Source organism: Georgenia sunbinii (assembly GCF_036421875.1).
Taxonomy (GTDB): domain Bacteria; phylum Actinomycetota; class Actinomycetes; order Actinomycetales; family Actinomycetaceae; genus Georgenia_B; species Georgenia_B sunbinii.
Genome location: NZ_JAZGOL010000003.1, coordinates 117435 through 133958 on the forward strand (window position 1 = coordinate 117435; position 16524 = coordinate 133958).

At 73.0% G+C, this 16524-nt stretch carries 15 protein-coding genes; 6 read left to right on the forward strand and 9 right to left on the reverse strand.

Annotation, left to right across the window (positions count from 1 at the left end):
- Positions 1 to 44: 44 nt before the first annotated feature.
- The 5 genes from V2J52_RS08345 to V2J52_RS08365 form a co-directional block, all read right to left on the reverse strand.
- Positions 45 to 248 (reverse strand): cold-shock protein, encoded by a 204-nt coding sequence (locus V2J52_RS08345; protein WP_331227235.1) that lies wholly within the window; start codon positions 246 to 248, stop codon positions 45 to 47.
- 186 nt (positions 249 to 434) lie between these two features.
- On the reverse strand, positions 435 to 1460 hold the full coding sequence (locus V2J52_RS08350) for a proteasome assembly chaperone family protein (protein WP_331227236.1): 1026 nt from the start codon (positions 1458 to 1460) through the stop codon (positions 435 to 437).
- A gap of 117 nt (positions 1461 to 1577) precedes the next feature.
- Positions 1578 to 2009 carry a response regulator gene (locus V2J52_RS08355; protein WP_331227237.1) on the reverse strand — a complete coding sequence of 144 codons (432 nt, stop codon included), beginning with the start codon at positions 2007 to 2009 and terminating at the stop codon, positions 1578 to 1580.
- The gene (locus V2J52_RS08360) at positions 1993 to 3600 is read right to left on the reverse strand and encodes a sensor histidine kinase (protein WP_331227238.1); all 1608 of its coding nucleotides are present in this window, start codon (positions 3598 to 3600) and stop codon (positions 1993 to 1995) included. The genes V2J52_RS08355 and V2J52_RS08360 overlap by 17 nt, the downstream gene beginning before the upstream one ends.
- Positions 3597 to 4724, reverse strand: a complete 1128-nt coding sequence (locus V2J52_RS08365; RefSeq protein ID WP_331227239.1) for a response regulator — start codon at positions 4722 to 4724, stop codon at positions 3597 to 3599. The genes V2J52_RS08360 and V2J52_RS08365 overlap by 4 nt, the downstream gene beginning before the upstream one ends.
- A 153-nt stretch (positions 4725 to 4877) precedes the next feature.
- Here V2J52_RS08365 and V2J52_RS08370 point away from each other — a divergent pair, with 153 nt between their 5' ends.
- The 3 genes from V2J52_RS08370 to V2J52_RS08380 all read left to right on the forward strand — a co-directional run bounded on the left by V2J52_RS08370 (position 4878) and on the right by V2J52_RS08380 (position 9596).
- Positions 4878 to 7115, forward strand: coding sequence for a HelD family protein (locus V2J52_RS08370; protein WP_331227240.1), 2238 nt, complete (start codon positions 4878 to 4880; stop codon positions 7113 to 7115).
- A 126-nt stretch (positions 7116 to 7241) separates the two neighbouring features.
- Positions 7242 to 8495: a phosphoglycerate dehydrogenase gene (serA, locus tag V2J52_RS08375; RefSeq protein ID WP_331227241.1), complete on the forward strand. Its 1254-nt coding sequence runs from the start codon at positions 7242 to 7244 to the stop codon at positions 8493 to 8495.
- Positions 8496 to 8564: 69 nt separating this feature from the next.
- On the forward strand, positions 8565 to 9596 hold the full coding sequence (locus V2J52_RS08380) for an aldo/keto reductase (protein ID WP_331227242.1): 1032 nt from the start codon (positions 8565 to 8567) through the stop codon (positions 9594 to 9596).
- A 145-nt stretch (positions 9597 to 9741) separates the two neighbouring features.
- On the opposite strand, the gene nrdR is transcribed toward V2J52_RS08380, so the two are convergent.
- Both nrdR and V2J52_RS08390 read right to left on the reverse strand, forming a co-directional pair.
- Entirely contained in the window at positions 9742 to 10347 is a 606-nt protein-coding gene (gene nrdR, locus V2J52_RS08385; protein ID WP_491062077.1) for a transcriptional regulator NrdR, read from the reverse strand.
- A gap of 113 nt (positions 10348 to 10460) precedes the next feature.
- A complete protein-coding gene (locus V2J52_RS08390; RefSeq protein WP_331227243.1) occupies positions 10461 to 10913 on the reverse strand; it encodes a LysM peptidoglycan-binding domain-containing protein in 453 nt (150 codons plus the stop codon).
- Positions 10914 to 10999: 86 nt separating this feature from the next.
- Here V2J52_RS08390 and lexA point away from each other — a divergent pair, with 86 nt between their 5' ends.
- On the forward strand, positions 11000 to 11821 hold the full coding sequence (gene lexA / locus V2J52_RS08395) for a transcriptional repressor LexA (protein WP_491062078.1): 822 nt from the start codon (positions 11000 to 11002) through the stop codon (positions 11819 to 11821).
- Positions 11822 to 11846: 25 nt separating this feature from the next.
- Positions 11847 to 12362 carry a DUF2087 domain-containing protein gene (locus V2J52_RS08400; RefSeq protein ID WP_331227244.1) on the forward strand — a complete coding sequence of 172 codons (516 nt, stop codon included), beginning with the start codon at positions 11847 to 11849 and terminating at the stop codon, positions 12360 to 12362.
- A gap of 173 nt (positions 12363 to 12535) precedes the next feature.
- Here the strand turns inward: V2J52_RS08400 and V2J52_RS08405 are convergent, their stop codons facing one another.
- Entirely contained in the window at positions 12536 to 13426 is an 891-nt protein-coding gene (locus V2J52_RS08405) for a LysR substrate-binding domain-containing protein (RefSeq protein WP_331227245.1), read from the reverse strand.
- Between the two features lie 78 nt (positions 13427 to 13504).
- Here V2J52_RS08405 and V2J52_RS08410 point away from each other — a divergent pair, with 78 nt between their 5' ends.
- On the forward strand, positions 13505 to 14497 hold the full coding sequence (locus V2J52_RS08410) for an EamA family transporter (RefSeq protein WP_331227246.1): 993 nt from the start codon (positions 13505 to 13507) through the stop codon (positions 14495 to 14497).
- On the opposite strand, the gene V2J52_RS08415 is transcribed toward V2J52_RS08410, so the two are convergent.
- On the reverse strand, positions 14401 to 16515 hold the full coding sequence (locus tag V2J52_RS08415) for an ATP-dependent DNA helicase (RefSeq protein WP_434056395.1): 2115 nt from the start codon (positions 16513 to 16515) through the stop codon (positions 14401 to 14403). The two genes, V2J52_RS08410 and V2J52_RS08415, sit on opposite strands and share 97 nt — an antisense overlap.
- Between the last annotated feature and the right edge of the window lie 9 nt (positions 16516 to 16524).

The following is a 16524-nucleotide window of genomic DNA, read 5'->3' on the forward strand; positions in this document are numbered from 1 at the left end:
GCCCGCACCGTTGCCGGTGCGGGCCCGAGGTCGATCAGCGAGGATCAGACCGCGCGAACGCTCTCCGCCTGCGGACCCTTGGGGCCCTGCGTGATCTCGAACTCGACGCGCTGCGCCTCCTCGAGGGAGCGGTAGCCGTCGGAGGCGATGGCCGAGTAGTGGACAAAGACGTCGGCGCCGCCGCCGTCCTGGGCGATGAACCCGTAGCCCTTCTCAGCGTTGAACCACTTCACGGTTCCCTGTGCCATGTGCTGTGTCCTTCCGGGGACGTTGTGACGCCGGCCGTTTGCCGGCGTCGTCGTGCCGCAATGCTTCGTCCCACGTCTTGCACAGCCTGGCCGGAGCCAGGGTCATCCGTAAGCGAACTGCAACTGCAACGGCGCAAGTCTGGCACGTCCAGCCGTCGATATCTAGCGCAAACGCGAGACGAAACGTCAGCCAGCGCGCTCGGGACCGCCGGTGGGACCCATCGGCTCGTCCTCACCCGGAGCAGTCGACTCGCCGGGATCGACCTGCTCCACGGCGTCGGGCTCGGCCCGCCGCGCGTCGTCGGGTCGAGGGTCGGCAGCCGGGTCCTGCTCGGCGAGGAACGCCTCGAGCGTGGCTCCGAGCTCGTCGGCGGTCGGCAGCTCCACCGGCTGGGCGAGCAGTGTGGCGCGAGTCTCCTGCGTGGCGCCGCGCATGAAGGCGTCGTACTGGTTCTCCAGCGCCTGGACGACGGCGAGCACCTCCTGCGAGCCGGCGACCTGTCGGCCGATTTCCAGCGCGGCCTCGCTCGCCGCCGCCTCGAGATCACCGACGGGCAGCGCGAGATCGCCGTTGCGGGCGATCTGCCGGACGAGCTCGGCGGCCGCCTGCGGGAACTCGCTCTGCGCGAGGTAGTGCGGCACGTTCGCGGAGAACCCGACGGCCTCGCGGCCGGCCAGCCCGAGCCGGTACTCGACCAGCCCGGTGACGCTGCCGGGAACCTCGATGGTGCCGAGGATGTCGGGCTGCGAGGCGATGAGGTCCGGCGAGCTGGCGTGGGCGCTGACGGTGGTGGGCCGGGTGTGCGGGACGCCCATCGGGATGCCGTGCACGCTGATGGTGCGGTCGACGCCGAACCGGTCGACGGCGGCCAGCACCGCGTCGGTGAACGCACCCCAGCGCATGTCCGGCTCCTGGCCGTGGAGCAGCAGCACCGGGCGTCCCTCGTCGTCCCGCAGCAGGTCGATGACGATCTCGGGCTCGTCATAGTCGGTCCACTGCCAGTTCTCGAAGGTCATCGCCGGGCGGTGGCTGCGGTAGTCGACGAGCTCGTCGACGTTGAAGGTCATCACCCGGTGGGTGTCGAGGCTGCTGGTCAGGTGGCGCGCCACGAGCGCAGCCGCGCGACCCGCATCCATCGTGCCGGTGAGCGCGTTGATGAGCACACCAGCACGCACGTCGTCCGCGTCGGGTGCCGTCTCGTACAGGTCCACGTAACCTCCTCCGTCCTGCGCGTGTGGGCGCACGCGCCGCAAATGTGCCACTGCGGGTGTCAACGCCGGTGGCAGCGGACGCATTCCCGGGCCGTCGGGCGCCGGGCCCCGCCCGGCTCAGTGCCCGGGCAGCCGGACCACGGAGACGAAGAAGTCGTCGATCTTGCGGACCACCGAGATGAAGCGGTCGAAGTCCACCGGCTTGGTGACATAGGCGTTGGCATGGAGGTCGTAGCTGCGCATGATGTCCTCCTCGGCCTCGGAGGTGGTGAGGACGACGACGGGGATGCTGCGCAGGTCCGGGTCCGCCTTGAGCGCGGCGAGCACCTCGCGGCCGTCCATCCGCGGCAGGTTGAGGTCGAGCAGCACGAGGTCGGGGCGCGGGGCGTCGGCGTGCTCGCCCTCGCGGCGGATGTAGGCCATCGCGGACTCACCGTCGGTCATCACGGTCAGGTGGTTGGCGACCTTGTAGTCGGCGAACGCCTCCTGGGTCATGAGGACGTCACCCGGGTCGTCCTCGACCAGCAGGACCTCAATCATCGTGCTCATGGCTCACCTCGGTCGGCTCGGAATCGTCATTGTGCCCCACGGCGCCCGTCGAGCTGCGCTCCTCGGCGGGGATGTCGTCGTGCACCGGCAGCGTCCAGCGCACCGTGGTCCCGGTGCCGGCGACGTCGGGGCGTTCGTCGATCCAGATCTGTCCGCCGTGCAGCTCGACGATCCGCTGGCACATCGCCAGCCCGATGCCGGTGCCCGGGTAAGCATCCTTGGCGTGGAGCCGCTGGAAGATCGCGAACACCCGGTCGGCGTGGCGCGGCTCCACGCCGATGCCGTTGTCGGTGCACCACAGCACCCACTCCGCGCCCACCCGGCGGGCCCCGATCGTCACCACCGGCGGCCGGCCGGGCTGGCGGAACTTGATCGCGTTGCCCACGAGGTTCTGCAACAGCTGGGTCAGCGCGACCGGGTGCCCGAGAACCGTCGGCACAGCTCCCTCCACGGTCACCGTCGCCGCGCTCTCCTCGACGGTGTCCTGCAGGTTGTCCAACGCCGCGGCGAGGCAGTCCTCGAGGGCGACCGGCTCCGGTTCCTGGCCGCCGCGCCCCAGCCGGGAGAATGCCAGCAGGTCCTGGATGAGGCGCTGCATCCGTCTGGCACCGTCGGCGGCGAACTCGATGTACTGCTCGGCCCGCTCGTCGAGCTGGTCGCCGTACCGGCGTTGGAGCAGCTGAGTGAAGGACGCCACCTTGCGCAGCGGCTCCTGGAGGTCGTGGGAGGCGACGTAGGCGAACTGCTCGAGGTCCCGGTTGGACGCCTCGAGCTCCACCCGCGCTGTTTCGACCTGGTCCAGCTGGCTGACGAGCCGGCGCCGCATCTGCTCGACGTCGGTCGCCAGTGACACGACCTCGTGAGGACCGGTGACGTGGACCTCGCGCTCGAGGTCTCCCTCGCTCACCGCCCGGCTCGCCTCGGCGAGCCGGTCCAGCGGGTCGGTCACCCAGCGGCGCAGGTAGAACCACAAGCCGGTGCCGATCGCGACGGCGGCCACCGCGATCGCGGCCACCGCGAACCCGAGCGAGGTCCGCCACATCCGCAGCTGGGCGGAGACCACCTCCCGGTGGTCGAGGAGCTCGTCCAGCGTCACCGCGGCCGCCTGACGGACCTCGCCGAGGTGACCGGCGGCGACCGGGACGGCGACGCCGGTGTCCGCCGCCGCGCCGAGCTGCCGGGTGCGGTCGATGAGCGGCTCGGCTCGCTGCTCGCGCCACCCGGTGATCGCGCTCGCCAGCTCGTCGATCGCGCCGGCGAGGCCGTCGGCCCCGGGCAGCTGCTGTTCCGCGCGCTGGTGCAGCTCGGCGAGCCGGTCGGGACCGACCGCCTCGTACGGTGCGAGGAACGCCTCGTCACCGGTGACCGCGAAGTCCCGCACCGCGGTGTCGGCGGCGAGCACGTCGCGCTCGAGGCGTTCGAGCACGATCACCGTCTCGAAGATGCTGGCAGTGACCTCCTCCTGGTAGCGGGTCACCTGGCCGAGCGCGATCGCGGCCAGCACCAGCACGAGCCCCAGGGCAGTGCCGGAGACCAGCAGGCCGGTCCGCAGCCGGTTGCGCAGCGTCCAGGCACGGGCCGGCGCGCTCACCCGGCGGTCCAGCCGAGCAGGACGAGGTGCCCGCCGGCCGGCTGGGCAGGGGCGGACCGCAGCACCTGGGCGACGGCGTCACCGAGCGCGTCGTCGTCCATCGTGCCGCCGCCCGCGAGCACGTCACGCAGGTCGACGCCGGCACTCGGGGCGGGCTCCGCCGGCGAGGCGACGAACGGCTCGTCGAGCAGCAGCAGCCGGTCCGGCTCCTCGAGCACGACGTCGACGACCTGCCGGGCGAGGTCGCCCGCGGCGCCCAGCGGTGCGCCGACGGCGCTGCCGCCCAGCCGGCGCACGTCGGACGCGGTGACGAGCACCGGCCCGCCATGCCCTGCCTGGGCGACCGAGGCGCGGCGGCTGCCGGGGTCGAGGTCGAGCACCACGACCTGCGCCGTCACGGCGCTGCTGCGCGCGACCCGGCCGAGCGCCTCGAGCACCGCGGGCAGCGGGAGGCCGGCGAGTGCGAGCGCACGGAACGAGGCACGCAGCAGAGCGGCTTGCGCGGCTGTGGTCGGGTCCTCGCCCACCACGTGGCCGAACAGCGTGAGGATCGTCTCGTCGGGCCGGGCGACGAGCTCGAAGAGCTCGGTGCCGGCACGGTCGGACCACCCGTCACGGACCGTCACCCGCACGCCGGCCGGCGGTGCGTCGTGCCACAGCTGGGGCATCGCCGTTGCGAGCTGCTCGGTGCGGGCACCGGCGTCCGCGTCGGCGCGGCTGCTGCGCTCGCGCTCCCCCCGCCGGCGTTCGACGGCGTACCGCAGCGCCCGGCCCAGCGACTCGCCGTCGACGCGGCCCTTGACGAGGTAGTCCTCGGCACCGGCGGCGACGGCCTCGACCCCGCCGTCGATACCGTCGAAACCGGTGAGCACGACGAAGGCGGCGTCGGACGCCGCCCGGAGCTGGATGAGCGCGTCAAGCCCGGTGGCGTCGGGCAGACCGAGGTCGAGCAGCACGCAGTCGACCGGCACGGTGAGCGCGTCGAGGGCGGCCTGCACGCTCCACGCCCGCGTGAGGTCCGGACGCAGCCCGGCCTCGGCGAGCAGCTCCTCGACGAGGAAGGCATCGCCGTCGTCGTCCTCTACCAGGAGCAGGTGGAACGGCTCCCCGCCATCGGTGTTCACGCACTGCCCTTCCTTCGATGGCCATATCGTACGCACCGCACCGCACCGCACCGCACCCGGCTGGCCCGGCTACCGGGCGCCGGGCACATATCGCCCCGGCGTCGTTGATAATGGTCTGCCGGCCGATCGGTCGGACGCAGGAGTGGGGGTTCAGTGCAGTCGAGCAGTGACATCGCGGGCGCGAGGCCCGGTGCGGTTTGGGCGGCGGACCAGGAGTTCGTCGACGCCGCCTACCTGCGGCTGGACGAGCTGCGCGGGCGCTACCGGGACCGGCTGGCCGAGGTCCGCCGGGAAGGGCCGAGCGGCTCGCCGCAGAACCGCTCGGAGCGTGACGCCTTCGCCACGCACTACGAGGACACGCTCGCGCGCCTCGACCAGGTCGAGAACCGGCTCGTCTTCGGCCGGCTCGACCTCACCGACGGCACCAGCCGCTACATCGGCCGGATCGGCATCGCCGACGAGGACCAGGAGTCGCTGCTCATCGACTGGCGGGCGCCGGCCGCCCAGCCCTTCTACCAGGCCACCGCTGTCCAGCGCGGGGACGTGCTGCGCCGTCGCCACCTCGTCACCCGCGGCCGCGTGGTCACCGGTGTCGAGGACGAGCTGCTCGATGCCGACGCCGACCTCGACGGGCTCACCGGCGAGGGCGCGCTGTTCGCCGCGATGGCAGCCAAGCGCGAAGGCCGGATGGGCGACATCGTCGCCACCATCCAGGCCGAGCAGGACCGGGTGATCCGCTCCGACCTCAGCGGCATCCTCGTCGTCGAGGGCGGGCCGGGGACGGGCAAGACGGCCGTCGCGCTCCATCGCGCCGCATACCTGCTCTACACCCACCGGGCGCGCCTCGAGCGCTCCGGGGTGCTCATCGTCGGTCCCAGCCCGGTGTTCCTGCGGTACATCGAGCAGGTGCTGCCGTCGCTGGGCGAGAGCGGCGTCGTCGCCGCGACGATGCCCGAGCTGCTCGGTGGGGTGACGGTCGACGGCACCGAGCCGGAGGAGGTCGCCGCGATCAAGGGCAGGGTCGCGATGGCCGAGGTGCTGCGGCGGGCGGTGCGGGCGATCCCCCGCCGGCTCGCCGAGCCGCGAGTCCTCGACGTCGACGGCGAGAAGCTCACCCTGGAGCCGCAGGACGTCCAGGCCGCCCAGGACCGCGCCCGGCGGACCACGCGGCCCCACAACGTCGCGCGCAAGACCTATGCCACCGCCGTGCTCAAGACCCTCGTGCGCCGCTGGTCGGAGCTCAAGGGGCTGGACCTCGACTCCGAGTACGACTACCTCCTGCAGTCGCTGCGCGAGTCTCGGGACGCCCGGCGCGAGATCAACCTCGGCTGGATGCCGACCACGCCGGAGCAGCTGCTGCGCCGGATCTACGCCGATCCCGCACTGCTCGCCCGCCACGGCCGGGGCCTCGACGACCGGCAGCGCGGGCTGCTGTACCGGCCGGTCGACGCCCCGTGGACGACCGCCGACCTCCCGCTGCTCGACGAGCTCGCAGTGCTGCTCGGCACGCTGGAGAGCGCCGACGCCGAGCGCACCAGGCGGGCGCAGGCGGCCGAGCGCACCGCGGCCGAGGCCTACGCCGAGCACGCCATCTCCGAGGACGGCATCGGCGGCGGGATCGTCGACGCCGCCACCCTCGCCGCGAGGTTCGCCGCACCGGCGCCGCGCGCGTCCCTGGCCGAGCGCGCCGCCGCCGACCGGGAGTGGACCTACGGGCACATCGTCGTCGACGAGGCGCAGGAGCTGTCGCCGATGGCGTGGCGCGCGCTGCTCCGCCGCAACCCGAGCCGCTCGATGACGCTCGTCGGCGACCTCGACCAGCGGTCCGGCCATCGCCCGGTGACGAGCTGGACGGGCCTGCTGGGGACGGCCGCCCGGGACCAGGTCCGCACCGAGGCGCTGACCATCAACTACCGAACCCCGGCGACGGTGATGGCAGCCGCGGTGCGTACGCTGCGAGCAGCCGGCGGTGCCCACGCCGCGCCGGCGAGCTCGGCTCGAGACGTCCCCGACGCGCTGCAGGTCACACCGCTACCCGCTGACGGCACCGAGGTCGCCCTGGCCGACGTCGTCGCCGCCGAGCTCGCCGCGCTCGACGGCGGCAGGCTCGCCGTCGTCACCGCCGACCGCGACGTCGCCGCGGTGCGCCGCACCCTGCAGCCGCGTCTCGGCGAGGCACTCACCGCGCCCGGCGGGGACTTCCTCGCGGCGCCCGTGGTCGTGCTCGACGCCGTCGCGAGCAAGGGGCTGGAGTTCGACGTCGTCGTCCTCGTCGAGCCCGCCCGGGTGCTCGAGGGTGGCCCCGGCGACCTCTACGTGGCGATGACCCGTCCCACCACGCGCCTCCACGTCGTCCACCAGGAGCCGCTACCGGCAGGCATCACCGAGTAACCACCACCGCTAGCCGGTTGGGTCGCTCTTCTGGGTACATATGGCGCGTTCGAATGAGCGACCTATGGCCCAGCAGAGCGACCCAAGTCGCGGGGGCGCCGGGTGGGGCGAGCGTCCGCAGGGCGGATGTGTTTTCCGGTGAGGGCCATCGTGGTCCACCATGGAGCGGTGCGAGCACTGTTACTGGAGAACCCCCACGCCAACGCCGACGCCACCCTCGAGGCGGCCGGCCTGGAAGTCGTGCGACACCCCGGCGCGATGGACGAGGACGAGCTCATCGCGGCGCTCGACGGCGTCCAGATCCTCGGGATCCGGTCCAAGACCCAGGTGACCGAGCGGGTGCTGGCGGCCGCGCCCGACCTGCTCGCGATCGGTACGTTCGCGATCGGCACCAACCAGATCGACCTGGCTGCCGCTGCGCACCGCGGCGTCGTCGTGTTCAACGCGCCGTTCTCCAACACCCGGTCGGTGGTGGAGCTGGCGGTCGCCGAGATCATCTCGCTCAGCCGGCGGCTCACCGAGCGCGACAGCAAGATGCACGCCGGCGTGTGGGACAAGTCCGCGGCCGGCTCGCACGAGGTCCGGGGCCGCACGCTCGGCATCGTCGGCTACGGCAACATCGGCACCCAGCTGTCGGTGCTCGCCGAGGCGCTCGGGCTGCGCGTCGTGTTCTACGACAGCGCCGAGAAGCTGGCCCTGGGCAACGCCCGCCGGATGGGCAGCCTCGACGAGCTCCTCGAGATCGCCGACATCGTCACGCTGCACGTCGACGGCCGCGCCGGCAACGCCGGCATGTTCGGCCGGGCGCAGTTCGACCGGATGCGGCCGGGCTCGATGTTCCTCAACCTCTCCCGCGGCTTCCTCGTCGACTACGCCGCGCTGCGCGAGAAGGTGCTCGCGGGCACCATCGTCGGCGCCGCCGTCGACGTGTTCCCCGACGAGCCCAAGCGCACCGGCGACCCGTTCGACTCCGAGCTGCGCGGCCTGCCCAACGTCATCCTCACCCCGCACGTCGGCGGCTCCACGGAGGAGGCGCAGGAAGGTATCGGCAGCTTCGTCTCGGGCAAGCTCGCCCGCTACCTGCTCGCCGGCACGACGACGATGAGCGTCAACGTGCCCCCGCTGGTGCTCGACCAAGCACCGGCCGCGCACTACCGGGTGACGTACCTGCACCGCAACACCCCCGGTGCGCTGGCGCTGGTCAACCAGGCGCTGGCCGAGGGCGGGGCGAACATCGAGGGTCAGATCCTCGGCACGGCGGGCGAGCTCGGCTACGTCATCACCGACATCGGCGGCGAGCTCGCACCCGAGTCGCGCGAGGCCCTCGCGCAGGTGCCGGACGCCATCCGGCTGCGGGTGCTGCTCGCCGCCGACCGCTGAGCGCGCGCCTGCTGACCGGTGGGCTGCCGACCGGTCGGCGACGCCGCTGGCGGCCGATACGGTGAGGTCATGACCTACCACGCACGTGAGGACCGCTACGACTCGATGACCTACCGCCGCTGCGGGCGCAGCGGTCTGGACCTGCCCGCCATCGCCCTCGGGCTGTGGCAGAACTTCGGTGAGGAGCACCCCGCCGCCACCCAGCGCGAGGTGGTGCTGCACGCCGTCGACCGGGGGGTCACCCACATCGACCTCGCCAACAACTACGGTCCGCCGCCAGGTGCCGCGGAGAGCTTCTTCGGCCGGCTCCTGGCCACCGACCTGGCGCCCTACCGCGACGAGCTGATCATCTCCTCCAAGGCCGGCTACCGGATGTGGCCCGGCCCGTACGGTGAGTGGGGCTCTCGCAAGTACCTCCTCGCCTCGCTGGACGCCTCGCTGCGCCGGCTCGACCTGGACTACGTCGACATCTTCTACTCCCACCGTGACGACCCGAGCACGCCGCTGCACGAGACGATGGGGGCGCTGAAGACCGCGGTGGACTCCGGCCGCGCGCTGTACGCCGGGATCTCCTCCTACACCGCCGACCGTGCCGCACAGGCGGTCGCGGTGGCCGAGGAGATCGGACTGACCCTGGTGGTCCACCAGCCGTCCTACTCGATGCTCAACCGGTGGATCGAGGACGGCGAGCCGAGCGCGCTCGACGTGACGCAGCAGGCCGGGATGGGCAACGTGGTGTTCTCACCGCTCGCGCAGGGGATGCTTACCGACAAGTACCTCGACGGGATCCCGGAGGACTCCCGCGCGGCCCGCGGCGGCTCGCTGCGCCAGGAGTTCCTGTCCGCGCAGAACCTCGCCCACATCCGTGCGCTCAACGAGATCGCACGACGTCGGGACCAGACGCTGGCCCAGCTGGCGATCGCGTGGGTGCTGCGAGACGAGCGGGTCACCACGGCGCTCGTCGGGGCGTCGAGCGTGGCACAGCTCGACAACTCGCTGGGGGCGCTGGACAACCTCGAGCTCAGCGCGGCGGAGATCGCCGAGATCGACGACCACGCGGTCGAGGCCGGGATCAACATCTGGGCGCGGCGCAGCAACTAGAACGAGACCGGCGTCGGTGACGGCTTCCCCTCCGTCACCGACGCCGGTGACTCGCACAGCGCACGAAGCGCCTGCCGACGATCGTAGCCGAGATCACCTTCGCCGTCTCAGAGACTGCCGGTGCCGGGAGCGGGAGGGGCCGACGCTACGAGGGGTTGGGGGCCGGCGTGCCCACGCTGCCGGCGTCCTGCACGGTGTCGGCGTCCTCGGCGGTGATGTCCTCGCCGACGGCCGAGTCGTGCACTTCGGTGGCGTGCTGCCCGGCAGCGGCGCCCTCGTCGACGTCGGTCGACGGCACCACCCGCGGCTGCTCGCGGCGCAGCGTCGCGATCGCGGTCTCGAAGTCCTCCAGCGAGGAGAAGGCGGAGTACACGCTGGCAAACCGGAGGTAGGCGACTTCATCGAGCTCGCGCAGCGGTCCAAGGATCGCCCGGCCCACGTCGTTGGCGTCGATCTGGGCCGCGCCGGACGCCCGGACGGCCTCCTCCACCTGCTGGGCGAGGACCGCGAGGTCGTCGTCGGACACCGGCCGCCCCTGGCAGGCCTTACGCACCCCGGAGACCACCTTCGCCCGGCTGAACGGCTCGACCACACCCGAGCGCTTGACCACCGAGAGGCTCGAGGTCTCCATCGTGGTGAAGCGCCGGTGGCAGTTCGGGCACTCACGGCGACGACGGATCGAGGAGCCGTCCTCCGCGGTGCGTGAGTCGATGACCCGGGAGTCCACGTGGCGGCAGAACGGACAGTGCACGCCACGCCCTCCTCGGTCCGTGCGGACCGTCGGTCGGTCCTGCAGACGTGCACCGTACGACTGCGGGGCCTCGCCGTGCAAGAATCCGCGCCTCACCGAGGAACGTGTGCCGGTCAGCCTGCCGGGACGACGAGCTGCTGGCCGGCGGCGAGGTCGCCGGTGGGCAGCGCGTTGAGCTCCTGGATCTGGCTGACGACCTCGCGGACGTCCTGGCCGCCGCCGGCCGAGGCAGCCGCGATCTCCCAGAGCGTCTGGCCGGCACCGACGCTGACCGTCGCGGTGGGGCCGTCGTACTGGGAGGCACCGGCGACGGCGCCGCCCAGCCAGCCGCCGGCCGCCACCGCGACCGTGGTCGCGAGCACGAGAGCCGCCAACGACCGGACCATCCGGCCACGCGCCGTCAGCCGCAGCCGGGGTTGCGCCGGCGCGGCTGCCGGCACGACAGGCCCAGCGGTCGGGACGAAGTCGGGACCGACGAGCTCCAGGTGGCCGCGCCGCACGGGGCGGACGGGTAGGGCCCGACGGGTCGGGGCGGTCAGCGGGACCGGGACTGCCAGTGCACTCATGATGCCTCCTCGAACATATGTCCGTCGAACGTCTGTACGGCAACGTACCGCACTGACCCGACAGATGTCGACACGCCGTCGAACAGATGTTTGATCTCGGACGTGATCGCTTCTACGCTGTCGGGGACAGCCCACCACCGAGCACTGACATCCAGCCCGCAGCAGCGGAGCGGCGAGGAGACGGACCCGTGAGCGCACCGAAGGACGACCCCGTCACGGTCGAGCCGACCGTCCACGAGCTGCCGTCGGCCGAGGACGCGCTGGGGCCGCTGACCTACCGGCAGCGCCTCATCCTCAAGACCATCGCCAGCAGCGTTGCCGACCGTGGCTACCCGCCGACGATGCGCGAGATCGGCTCGATCGTGGGTCTCGCCAGCCCGTCGTCGGTCAAGCACCAGCTGACCTCGCTCGAGCGCAAGGGCTACCTGCGTCGCGACCCGAAGCGTCCCCGCGCGATCGAGATCGTCGGGACCGAGGTCGAGAGCCCGGCGATGAGTACGTTCGGCAGCCCGGAGGACGGCTCCGACGCGCCGCCACCGATCATGGTGCCGGTCGTCGGTCAGATCGCCGCCGGCGGCCCCATCCTCGCCGAGCAGGCGGTCGAGGACGTCTTCCCGCTACCCCGCCAGCTCGTCGGCGACGGCGATCTGTTCCTGCTCCGGGTCCAGGGCGACTCGATGATCGAGGCCGCGATCTGCGACGGCGACTGGGTCGTCGTGCGCCGTCAGCCGGTGGCGGAGAACGGCGAGATCGTCGCCGCGATGCTCGACGGCGAGGCAACCGTCAAGACGCTGCAGCGCAAGGACGGGCACGTGTGGCTGCTGCCCGCCAACCCCGCCTACTCCCCCATCGACGGCGACCACGCCCAGGTGCTCGGCCGGATCGTCACGGTGCTGCGCAGCCTCTGAGCAGCACGGTCGCTAGCATGACGGCATGACGCTCGGCCGTGGCCAACCGGGCTGGCGACCAGTCGTCGCCGCGCTCGGCAATCCCCATGCCCGTCGGGTGTTTGCCCAGATCGTCCTGGGGCACGACCCGGAGGCGGTGGGCCGCGAGCTGGGCGGCGCGCGGCGACGCCACGCGTTGGACGCGCTGCTCGGCGCGGGGATCGTCCGCGAGCACGACGGCGGGTTCGACGTGGTGCCCGAGGCCTTCGGTCAGGTGCTGGCGGCCGGGTCGGGCCCCCGCCGGGTCGGGCCCGAGCGTTTCCTCGACGGCCGGGGTCAGATCGACCGGCTACCGTCCGACGCCACCGAACGCCGGGCGCTGCTGCAGCTCGTCGCGGAGCGATCGCTCGCACCGGCAGAGGTGCTCCCCGAGGCCGAGCTCAACGAGCGGCTGCTCGCGTTCAGCGCCGACACCGCCGGGCTGCGGCGCGCGATGGTCGACGACGAGATCCTCGAGCGCACCCGGTCCGGCTCGCAGTACGCGCGGGTCCAGGAGGGCTGAGCGGGCCGGTCACCTCGGCGACGGTCACGCTAGGCGTCGGCCGAGCCGGCAAGGAGACGTTCGGCGTCGCCGTCGTTGAACGCGGCCACGTGCCGCCGGACGAGCGTGTCGGCAGGAGTCATCCCGTGATGATGCCCGGTCGCTGCCCTCCGCCGTCAGTGGTCCGGCGGGACTCACCGGTCCGCCCGCGGCTCGGACCGCCCCCGGACGGTGCCGATGAACGCGGTGGCGGCGGGGCTAGGGTTGAAGTCGCTCCAGGCGAGGTGCTGGACACGCGTCGGTCCGTCGGTCAGCGGAACCGCTACCAGTCCGGGGTGCGACCCGGCGATGCCCGGCGGCAGCAGCGACACCGCCAGCCCCTGCTCGACGAGATCGAGGATGAGGTCGGCGGCCACCACCTCGAACGCCACCTCGCGACGGATGCCGGCCGCCCCGAAGGCGAGGTCGCTCTGGCTCCGACCGGGCGTACCTGACGGGAAGTCGGCGAAGGTCTCGTCCGCGAGGTCCCGCAGCTGCAGCTGCTCCCGGCCCGCGAGCCGGTGGTCGCCGGCGAGCATCGCCACGTGACGGTCCCGGCCCACCTCGCGGCTACGGACGCGCTGCGGACGGACCCCCTCGGGCAGGCCGAGGACGGCGACGTCGACCGTGCCGGCGTCGATCGCCGCGGTGAGCTCGTCGCTGCTGCCGCCGCGCACGAGGACGCGCACCGCCGGATGAGCACGATGGAAGTCGCTGAGCGACGCCGCGAGGTCGACGGCGGTGACGGTGGGGATGACACCGATGGTCAGCCGGCCACGGATCTCACCGACGGCGGCAGCCGCGTCGACCGCGGCCCGCTCGGCGGCCTCCAGGGCCGTGCGCGCCGCCGGCAGGAACGCTGCGCCGGCCTCGGTCAGCTCCACGCGTCTGCTCGTGCGGGCGAACAGCGTGACGCCGAGCTCGCGTTCCAGCGCCTTCACCTGGTGGCTCAGCGCCGACTGCACGACGAAGCACTGCCGTGCCGCCCGGGTGAAGTTGCGGGTCTCGGCCACCGCGAGGACGTAACGCAGCTGCTGCAGCTCCATCGATCAATCATGCCTGACGATCGGTGCGGTGAGAAGGATGTGTTGGACTCATCAGTCGTGCCGGCGGACAGTGGTCGGGTGACCACCACGACTCTCCCCGACGCGTCGGCGCGGGTGCCCAGTCGCCTGCGGTCGACCCTGCTGACCGCCGTCGCGCCGGCGGTCTGGGGCTCGACCTACATCGTCACCACCGAGCTGCTGCCCACCGGCCACCCGATGTTCGCCGCGCTCGTACGCGCGCTGCCGGCCGGGCTGCTGGCGGTGGCGATCTCCCGGACGCTGCCGCGCGGCGCCTGGTGGTGGCGGGCGGCGGTCCTCGGCACGCTGAACATCGGGATCTTCTTCCCGCTGCTGTTCATCACTGCCGAGCGGCTGCCCGGCGGTGTCGCGGCCACTCTCGGTGCTACCCAGCCGATCATCGTCGCACTCCTCGCGGTGGCGGTCCTCGACGAGCGGCTCTCGCGCTGGCGCCTGGGCTGGGGCGTCGTCGGTGTCATCGGCGTCGCCCTCGTCGTGCTCGGCCCCGGCGCGGCCGTCGACGTCGTCGGCACGGTCGCCGGCCTCACCGGCGCCGCGTCGATGGGGCTGGGCGTCATCCTCACCAAGCGCTGGGGCCGGCCCGACGGCGTGGGGCCGGTCGCGTACGCCGGCTGGCAGCTGACCGCCGGTGGCCTGGTGCTGCTGGCCCCCACTCTGCTGATCGAGGGCGTCCCCCAGCGGATCGACGCGCCCGCGGTCGCCGGCTACCTGTGGCTCGGGGTCCTCGGTGGCCTCCTCGCCTACACGCTGTGGTTCACCGGGCTGCGCCGGCTGCCGGTCACCGCGACCGCCCTGCTCGGCCTGCTGTCCCCGCTGGTCGCCGCCACTCTCGGAGCACTGGTGCTGGGCCAGACGCTGGCACCGGTCCAGCTCGTCGGGTTCGCGCTCGCCCTGACGGCGCTGGCCGCCGGGCAGCTGGCGCCCCGCGAGCCGCGTCACCCCCCGGCGAGGCGGCGGAGCGCGCCGAGGGCGACCTCGCGGTCGGTGGTGCGCCACAGCGGCGGCAGCGACGTGGTGAGGAAGCTGCCGTAGCGAGCGGTGGCCAGCCGCGAGTCGAGGACGGCCACCACCCCGCGGTCGCCGGTCGAGCGGATCAGGCGGCCGGCGCCCTGGGCGAGCAGCAGCGCGGCGTGCGAGGCAGCCACCTGCATGAAGCCGTTGCCGCCGGCGGCCGCGACCGCCTCCGAGCGCGCCGAGCGCACCGGGTCGTCGGGCCGCGGGAACGGGATCTTGTCGATGATCACCAGCCGGCACGACGGGCCGGGGACGTCCACTCCCTGCCACAGCGACAGCGTGCCCATGAGCGAGGTCGGCTCGTCCTCCGCGAACCGCCGCACGAGCGTCGGCAGCTGGTCGTCGCCCTGGCACAGCACCGGGGTGTCCAGCTCCTCACGGAGCAGCTCGGCAGCCTCGTCGGCGCCGCGCCGGGAGGAGAACAGCCCCAGCGTCGCTCCCCCGGCGGCCCGCACCAGCTCGACGAGCTCGCGCCGGAACGCCTCGGACGGGCCTTCGCGGTGCGGGGTGGGCAGGTGACGGGCGACGTAGAGGATGCCCTGCCGGCCGTAGTCGAACGGCGAGCCGACGTCCATCCCCTCCCAGCCGGGACGCGGTCCGTCCGTCCCCCTGCCGCGCGGCGCGACGGCCTGCCGGGGCGCGCCGTCGTCGGCCTCGTCGTCGCCCGTGGCGGCCGCCGCGGTCCCGAGCGGGCCCGACGGGACCGCGACCCGGTCGAGGTGGTCGAGCAGCGTGACGCCGAGGTTGCGGGCGGTCGCCTCGAAGGACCCACCGAGGGTGAGCGTCGCGCTGGTGAGCACCACCGCGCGGCCGGCGAACAGCTCGGTGGCGACCGACCCGGAGACGTCGAGCGGCGCGAGGTGGAGGCGCGGCGGGTCCATGCCGTCGCGGCCCCGCTCGCACCACAGCACGTCGCGGCGGGTGGCCACGCCGTCGTCGAGCAGTCGAGTGGCGATCTCGTGGAGGACGACGACGGCGGAACGCGCCATCGCGCGGCCACCAGGCTCGGCGTCGGTGCCGTCCTTGATCGCGCTCATCACCTCGCGGGCGGCCGCCTCGAGGATGGTGCAGGCGTCGGTCAGCTCGGCCGGCACCGACCGCATCCGCCCGGCCGGGGCGACCTCGAGGAACCCCTGGAGCGCGGAGGTGGCCGCGGTGAGGCTCTCGGCCGGCACCCCGGCGTGCTTGCGGACCAGCCGAGCCGTCCGCTCGACCACGGCCGGGGACAGCTCGAGGGTGGACTGCGCGGTGACCCGGTCGGCCAGCTCGTGCGCCTCGTCGACGACGAGGATGTCGTGCTCGGGCAGCACCTTCGACGACCCGCCGGCGGCGATGCCGAGCATCGCGTGGTTGGTGACGACGACGTCGGCGTCGTGAGCAGCCCGGCGGGCACCCTCCGGGAAGCACTCGTTGATCATCGGGCACTTCGCCCCGAGACACTCGAGCTTGGTGACCGAGACCTGGCGCCAGGCGCGGTCGGTCACGCCCGGGTCGAGGTCGTCGCGGTCGCCGGTGCGGGTCTCCTGCGCCCACTCCCGCACCCGGACGACCTGCTCGGCCAGCGGCCCGCGACCGGAGGCGGCGGCCGGGTCGCCGGTCCCGGCGTCGAGCGCGAACAGTCCCGGCTCGTCCTCCGCCGGGTAGCCGCCGCCGAGCTTGTGCTTGCACACGTAGTTGTGCCAGCCCTTGAGCAGCGCGGCGACCGGCCTGGGCGCTCCGGACGCGGCGACGACGTCCGCGACCAGCGGGACGTCGTGGCTCAGGACCTGCCGCTGCAGGGCGAGGGTGGCCGTGGAGACGATCGCGCGCTGGTTCTTGCGTACCGCGTGGTGAAGGACCGGCACCAGGTAGCCGAGGGACTTGCCGGTGCCGGTGCCCGCCTGGACGAGCAGCGTGCGCGGCTGGTCCAGCACCGAGGCGACGGCGCGGGCCATGTCCTGCTGCCCCTCGCGCTGATGCCCGCCGAGCCGTTCGACGGCCGCCGCGAGCAGGGGGTCGATCGACTCAGCCGGGGTCAAGGAGGTGGTCACTGGCACCAGCCTTCC

What these genes read in the sequence shown, in the direction of transcription:
- V2J52_RS08345 (WP_331227235.1), bottom strand. Translation starts at nt 248, where the DNA reads ATGGCACAGGGAACCGTGAAGTGGTTCAACGCTGAGAAGGGCTACGGG.
- V2J52_RS08400 (WP_331227244.1), top strand. Translation starts at nt 11,847, where the DNA reads ATGACGCTCGGCCGTGGCCAACCGGGCTGGCGACCAGTCGTCGCCGCG.
- V2J52_RS08405 (WP_331227245.1), bottom strand. Translation starts at nt 13,426, where the DNA reads ATGGAGCTGCAGCAGCTGCGTTACGTCCTCGCGGTGGCCGAGACCCGC.
- V2J52_RS08390 (WP_331227243.1), bottom strand. Translation starts at nt 10,913, where the DNA reads ATGAGTGCACTGGCAGTCCCGGTCCCGCTGACCGCCCCGACCCGTCGG.
- V2J52_RS08355 (WP_331227237.1), bottom strand. Translation starts at nt 2,009, where the DNA reads ATGAGCACGATGATTGAGGTCCTGCTGGTCGAGGACGACCCGGGTGAC.
- lexA (WP_491062078.1), top strand. Translation starts at nt 11,000, where the DNA reads ATGTTTGATCTCGGACGTGATCGCTTCTACGCTGTCGGGGACAGCCCA.
- serA (WP_331227241.1), top strand. Translation starts at nt 7,242, where the DNA reads ATGTGTTTTCCGGTGAGGGCCATCGTGGTCCACCATGGAGCGGTGCGA.
- V2J52_RS08380 (WP_331227242.1), top strand. Translation starts at nt 8,565, where the DNA reads ATGACCTACCACGCACGTGAGGACCGCTACGACTCGATGACCTACCGC.